Here is a 6,897-nt window from a genome sequence, read left to right as displayed (position 1 = left end):
GTGGTAATCTGCATCAAGTTACAGCGCAATCTGCGTCAAATCACGACACCTTTCACTATCATACAGACAGTAATAGGCTAAAGATTATTAAAGAGGGGAATTAAAATGGCATTACATTTGTACATAGAAAAAGAAAAGATTATTTTTGCATCGAAAGATGACAAAACGTCATTCGGCAAAGCAGAAACAGCTCTGCTTTCAGCAAAACACAACAGATTATTATCAAAAACAGTAAAGAATATGGATTTCAAAGAATTTAATGAAAGAATCAGAGAACAGGAGTATGGCACAAACGACATGGTGCTTTCAGAGGCATTTCCTGCCTTGATGCGCAAAGTGTATCTATGGATGACTTTGGCTTTGGCCATCAGTGGCATCGTCGCTTACGGCGTTGCAACCTCTCCAAACCTGTTATATCTGATTTACACCAACCAATTAGTGTTCTGGGGATTGATTATAACGGAGTTAGTTTTAGTGTGGAAAATCAGTGGAAGTATATGGAAGGAAAATCGCTCGTTAGCTGCAACGACATTGATGTTTGCCACATTCGCGGCTCTCAACGGCGCCACGCTGTCATACATCTTCATCCTCTTTGCACCGACAGCCATCATCAAAACGTTCTTCATCACGTCAGGAACTTTCGCTGTTACTTCTGCATACGGCTACTTCACCAAGAAAGATCTTTCCAAGTGGGGAAGTTTTCTTTTCATGGCGTTAGGCGGACTTATCATTGCATTGGTGGCCAACATATTCTTCAAGAGCAGCATGCTCGACTTCATCATCAGTATTGCAGGCGTGTTACTCTTTGTCGGTTTGACCATTTGGGACAGCCAGAATATCAAGCGTCAATTAGCAGTTGCACCCGACATGAGCGAGACTTCACAGAAGATTGCACTGTGTGGTGCACTTGATTTATACCTTGATTTCATCAACTTGTTTATTTATCTGCTGCGCCTTTTCGGTCGTGATAACTAAAGAAGAACTATATACAACACGGTGATGAATAAAAAAATAATTCTGGCAGCAGGCGTGCTGACCACGACATTAATGCTGAGCAGCTGTGGCATTACCACCAACGGCAGCAGCAATAACACAGGAGGGAACATCTTGGGCGAAGTTCTTGGCAGTATGGGCAACGCCAACACTATCGGCAATGTGCTGAACAGTGTGCTCGGTATTGACAAACCTTCGGAACGCGATCTCATCGGAACATGGCACTACAGCGAGCCGGGAGTGGCTTTCACGAGCGACAACACCTTGGCAAAAGCAGGTGGAGAGGTGGCTGCTGCCCAGGCAAAAACGAAGTTGACCGAAAGCTACAAGGCCATTGGTCTTCGGCGCGATAACACCCAACTGACCTTTAACAGCGACAAAACTTTCAGTGGACGCATCCTTGGAAGAAGCATCAACGGTACATGGACTTACGACAGCAGTAACCAGAAAATCATGATGAAGACTTTGTTCTTCACTCTCCCTGTGTATGCAAAACGTACCACCAAGGGCATGAGTTATCTCATGGAATCCAAGAAACTGCTTACTCTTCTTCAGACCGCTTCAGCCCTCAGCGGCAACAGCACTATTCAAACTGTCGGTGAACTGAGCAAGAACTATGACGGAATACGCATGGGCTTTGAAATGAAAAGATAAGAAAACAGTTTTTCTCTCCCACCACCTGAAAATGAGAAAGAAAACAAACTGAAGAAAAATTCACGAAGACTTATCAAGCTTCTGCATGGTAAGAATTATAAAATCAAATGGAGAATATCGCAGCTCATGTCTTTGATATTCTCCATTTCTTTAGGAAAGACGATTATCATTTCATCAAATCCGGCGGGCAATCTTCTGTCTTGCTGCCCCACTCCGTATTGGGTTTCGGCCCCATTTGAAATTCCAATACGCCGTCTCCTTTCAACATTTCATACGTAATGTAGTTGTGCGTATAAGGCTGCCCATTGTAAGTTGCCGACTGGATATAGATATTTTCATGCGAAACATGATGTGCCTTAATGGTGAAACGGCCGATATGTGCTTCGTCAAATGTCGGAGTCCCTATAATATAATAAGGTGAAACGGGACATACGGGATAGAAACCTAAGGCCGAAAGTACGTACCATGCACTCATTTGTCCGGCATCATCATTGCCACTAAGACCACCGGGCACATCAAGATATTCATTATCAAGGATAGTCTTTACCCTCTGCTGTGTCTTCCACGGCTGTCCAACATACGCATAAAGATAAGGAATCTGCTGGCAAGGTTCATTGCCATGCCAATACAGGCTGTCGCTGAACATACGGTCAAGTCGGTCAGCAAATATCTTCTTTCCCCCCATCTCCTGCATCAATCCATAGACATCATGGGGCACATACCACGTATAGTGAGCCACAGTTCCTTCTGTAATAAACTTCACACGCGTGGTCAAATCCTTATTATTCAGCCATTTTCCATTGGCCCATCTGCCGTCAGCCCATCCTGTACGGGGATTGATAACATGCCGCCAATTGCGTGCCCTTGCCATGAGAACACGGTAGTCATCAGTCTTCCCCAAGGCCTTTGCAGCCTGCGCAACAGCATAATCATCATAGGCATATTCCAAAGTCCGGCTCACTTGTTCATGCGTATGGAAAGCTTCCATGACACTGTCGTTCAGCGGGATATAGCCATATTTCAGATAACTCTGCATCGCACGGCGTCCCTTTCCGTCCTTATAAGCTTCAGCATCTGCTATCTCAAAGGCATTCTTGCGCATGGCGTCGTAGGCCTTTTCTTTATTAAGATTACGCACATCTTTCACGATAGCCTCAGCCAAGGCAGCCGAAGCGTGATCACCAATCATTGCCGAAGTGTAGCTGTTCCAGCAAGGAAATATTGGAAGCCAGCCCCCTTCCTCATACATATCAACCAAACTCTGCATCATTCCGTTGGCCGTTGGCTCGACAATCAGGTTCAGTGGCAGCAAAGCTCGATAGATATCCCACATCGAAAAATCCATATAAACCCGACGGTAAAGTGGGGTATTGCCGATTTTTCCCATTGGATGCTGCATGATTTTCCTGCTTCCGGCGAACGAAGGATAACGTCCGTCCTTGTCACTGAAGGCACGAGGCAGAAAACTGGCACGATACAATGCACCATAGAACTTGGCAACAGCAGCCGTGTCTCGCGAGGAAACGCTCACCCGATTGAGTTTTGCTTTCCAACGATCTATCGTGCGTGAGCGCGTATCATTAAACTCCCAATGCGGTATTTCCTGTTGAATATTGTTATAAACACCTGCCATATCCACGAAGCTACAGGCTGCCTTAACCAACACCTCATCACCTTTCGACACATCGAAAGCAGCCCAAGCCACACCGTCCTTGATGCCATAATCCTGCAAAGGGTCCTGAAACACCACGGCAAACCACCCATTGAAACCTGCCTTTTCACCCCAACCTTGATAAATTCTGTGCACAGAATTGTAGCCATAGATGCTGTTCCTCACCGTATCAACAGCCATAAAGCCTTCTCCATGATCATTATTCGTGTTCACTACAACATAAGCCTTGCCGTCTTTCTGATAGGTGAAACGGAACATTGCTGCATGACTCATACCCGTCATCTCGGCCTTCAAATGCTCATCGGGCAAAGAAACAGCATAGTAATCCGGATGAGCAATCTCGTCAGCGTGGTTGAAACGTGTGGCTCGATCAACTGGTTTCAAGCGCAGACTATCCATTAACGGCATCAGTGTAAACGAGCCATAATCCTGTGTGCAGCCTCCCACGAGCCAATGGCTGCCACGAAACCCCTGCAGTTTCTCATCGCAATAGTAGTACGGTGCCACGCATTTCTGCTCTCCGTCCTGCGTCTGTGGTGTCCAGAAAGTCATACCATTAGGCTCCAACACAGCCGGAAGCGTCTACCCATGTTCTTCAGTTCCTTTGCTATAACGACTCAACGAGGGCGTAACTGCATAGTCAGTACCCACGAAAGTGTTGATAGTTGCCATGTGTCCCTGCGCTACAGCATTGGCAATTCGCTTTTCCACATAGCTCAACACATGGTCCCAACGATAATAATAGCCCGTTTTTCCATCAGGGCCTACATCCAAAGAACGCACCTTGAGAAGTCGGATTTCGCGCTCGTTGAGCATGAACTTAACGATAACTTGCTGTGGCTTTAATGGCTTCTCCTCCTTATCTGGATTATAATAAAAAACCATCTGCAAGTTGGCCGCCATAGGAATAACCTTGTCCATCTCGTCTGTTTGCTCATCAGAGAGGTTGTCGGGACCCAACAAAGCCAACAAACGATAAAGTGGAGTGTCGTGACCAAAGCGCAATGTAGCTGTCAGTTTGCCCTGCAAGGCATGGTTCACTTCGGCCACAATATTATGCCAAAGGCTTACGGCCGAACGCTGAGTAACCCCATAGTTGTCGGGAGCTTGCCCATTACAAAGCCACATCCGCTCATTATTCTGCTCGTAAATATCACGCAATTCCTCTTCCGTAAAAAACTGATAAAAATCGAGTTTCAGTCCCACATCCTGCATATCTGAGGCAACGGCATGCAGTTCTGTCATCAGTTTCTCGGCATCTTCAACCTTTGTCGGATCCTTGAAAAGAGCAGAAATAAATCGTTCATTGCCCAAACGACGCGGTGGATTAACGGTCTTCTGCCATGCCTTGAGTTCAGTACTCTTATGAGCAAACCAATCCTCTGTTAGGACTCTTGCTATCTGAGACGCACTTTTATATCCATCAATCAAAGATAAGTTGAAACTTAAATTCATAATATACTATACTTTCTCTATCTCATTTAAAGAATTATACGCAAAAGCAAAGATACTCTTCTCCTTCACATTTGCAATTCATCTGAAACATAGTAAGACTTTTCTTATTTCTAAAACTCTATTTAGAATATTCCTATTTCCAACAAAACAGGATATAGATAAATCTCTATTTATAGAATTTATCTCTTATTTTTAATACACTTATAAATAAAAAAGTCACAGAAAACGATGCAAAAACGATATCATTTCTGCATAATACATGCTCCGAAATTAGGACTAAGAAATAAATAATGCCTAATGATCAACTTCCTTATTGCTATGGTTCCAAGAACTTGTTTCCCTTGATAGTCACCTTACTGCAACCCTCAAGAACAACCCATTTATTCCCAACCAGCGAGGAAGGGGACTCTATCTTCACCTCATTGCCTTTGAAAACTAACTGTGAAGTGCTCTTGGCATACAGCAAAGGATTACCCGAAGTGACGAAGATGTTATTGATGATACGTACATTCTGATGCACAGGCCGACGTGCATCAACAACCGTATTCGAAGGATTTAAGGCGATAACTGCACGTGAAGGCCCACCATTATAGGCACAATCTATAAACTTGTTGTTCTCAACAAGCACATCCTTTACAGGCCCCGACTCATACCAACCAGCAGCATCGCCCTCTATAAGAATGGCACTCATGCCCGTATAACAATAGGTGTTATCACGGATAATCACTCGCCGAGGTGTGGTAACAAGCGTACCACGCGTGCTGGTTCGAGAGAAAAAACAATGCCGAATGGCCACTTCAGGCGTACAACTGAGGTTCTCTACGCAATCACTTTGCAATCGAACATCTCTAGGAATGGGGCGCATGAACGCCACTTCCACGATTCGAGGCGACTCCATTCGTACTTTCTTTACGATGTTTTCAGCATAGCGTTGCATGGTAGAAGGACGCACAAAGGCCACCGTATCGCCAGCAAAATAAGCACAAAAACCATAGCTTTGAGGATGCATGAAGCGCAATCTTAGCGTATAATCATCAACTCTTTCAACGGCTTGCAAATTGGTTCCATGCACATTAATGCCGTCATCTTGCGCACCAAGAAACCTGCAACTATCAATCACAACCTTGCCGCTACAGCCCGAGAAATGCATAAAATCGGCCGAAGATGCCAATAGTCGCGTGCTGTTTTCACGCGGTTCACATCTCACCCGAAGCATCTTGATGTTTCGACAATACTGACTTACGATGCCCAAGCCATGCATATAGTGCACACCTACATTGTAAAACGTGATATTTTGGCTTTCAAACAAGAACATTCCCACCTGATCTCGAATGATATCGCGCACCGTAATCGTGTGGTTCTCCTTGAAATCTTTAGCCAAATCCGTTGCAAAATGCACCACATTTGGCGACAACTCAACAGCTTTGGCCTGTGAGAGTATGTCCCAACCACGGCTATAATAAAAATGTTTATTAGTGGGATCATACTCTATACAATGCGGATTATTCGTCCGCCAACCCTCTCCTATCCACATCATCTTCCCTTCGACAATCGCAAATTCGGAGTCGGGATGCACGCGAGCCGTTACTCCATGCGCATCAACTTTAAGGTAAGTGAGTTCCGAACCGCCAGGTCTTTCAAAGTCAAAATGAATATTCTGCAACCTCATCTCCTTGCAATGGGCAAAAGAAAGCATTGTCATCTTGCTATGAAACATAAGTGTTGCATCATTTCCCTCAATGGTCAGAGCGCTCATATCTTCGAACAACAAGCCTATGGTCTTTACTTTCGAGGGACATTCTGTTTCAGACGAGGTGTTGGAAATGTAGTATTTGCACCTCGAGGCATCTGTAGGCCACAGGTCATATCGCCCCGATTGAAACACAATAGCCTTGCTCTTCCAACGCTTGCAGTCGGCAATCAAGGTTTGCAAACGTGCCGTCTGGTCTTCGTAGGTGTTGGGATGCACACCATAATCGGCCACAAACAGCGTATCATGGAGTGCAGCTTGCGCAGAAATCGTTATAAAAAACAAGCATACATTCAGCAACAAACGCAATCTATTCTCTTTCATCATCTGTAAATTCTCGTATTTTCATGCAAGGTTCATCGCCAATAAAAAA

The 6,897-nt window shown here is 44.8% G+C and carries 5 protein-coding genes; 2 read left to right on the top strand and 3 right to left on the bottom strand.

Annotation, left to right across the window (positions count from 1 at the left end):
• Positions 1-240 precede the first annotated feature (240 nt).
• Entirely contained in the window at positions 241-975 is a 735-nt protein-coding gene (locus tag HMPREF2983_RS09910; RefSeq protein WP_036890837.1) for a Bax inhibitor-1/YccA family protein, read from the top strand.
• Between the two features lie 24 nt (positions 976-999).
• The gene (locus tag HMPREF2983_RS09905) at positions 1,000-1,647 is read left to right on the top strand and encodes a DUF4923 family protein (RefSeq protein WP_070667990.1); all 648 of its coding nucleotides are present in this window, start codon (positions 1,000-1,002) and stop codon (positions 1,645-1,647) included.
• Positions 1,648-1,813: 166 nt separating this feature from the next.
• Here the strand turns inward: HMPREF2983_RS09905 and HMPREF2983_RS09900 are convergent, their stop codons facing one another.
• From HMPREF2983_RS09900 to HMPREF2983_RS09890, 3 genes are all read right to left on the bottom strand, one after another.
• Positions 1,814-3,889: a GH92 family glycosyl hydrolase gene (locus HMPREF2983_RS09900; protein WP_256374462.1), complete on the bottom strand. Its 2,076-nt coding sequence runs from the start codon at positions 3,887-3,889 to the stop codon at positions 1,814-1,816.
• Positions 3,890-3,901: 12 nt separating this feature from the next.
• Positions 3,902-4,774, bottom strand: coding sequence for a DpnI domain-containing protein (locus tag HMPREF2983_RS09895; protein WP_246829393.1), 873 nt, complete (start codon positions 4,772-4,774; stop codon positions 3,902-3,904).
• Between the two features lie 316 nt (positions 4,775-5,090).
• Positions 5,091-6,851 (bottom strand): alpha-1,3-galactosidase-related protein, encoded by a 1,761-nt coding sequence (locus HMPREF2983_RS09890; RefSeq protein ID WP_083316795.1) that lies wholly within the window; start codon positions 6,849-6,851, stop codon positions 5,091-5,093.
• Between the last annotated feature and the right edge of the window lie 46 nt (positions 6,852-6,897).

The organism is Prevotella sp. HMSC077E09 (assembly GCF_001814685.1).
Classification (GTDB): domain Bacteria; phylum Bacteroidota; class Bacteroidia; order Bacteroidales; family Bacteroidaceae; genus Prevotella; species Prevotella oris.
This window is presented reverse-complemented; position numbering and strand designations above follow the sequence as displayed.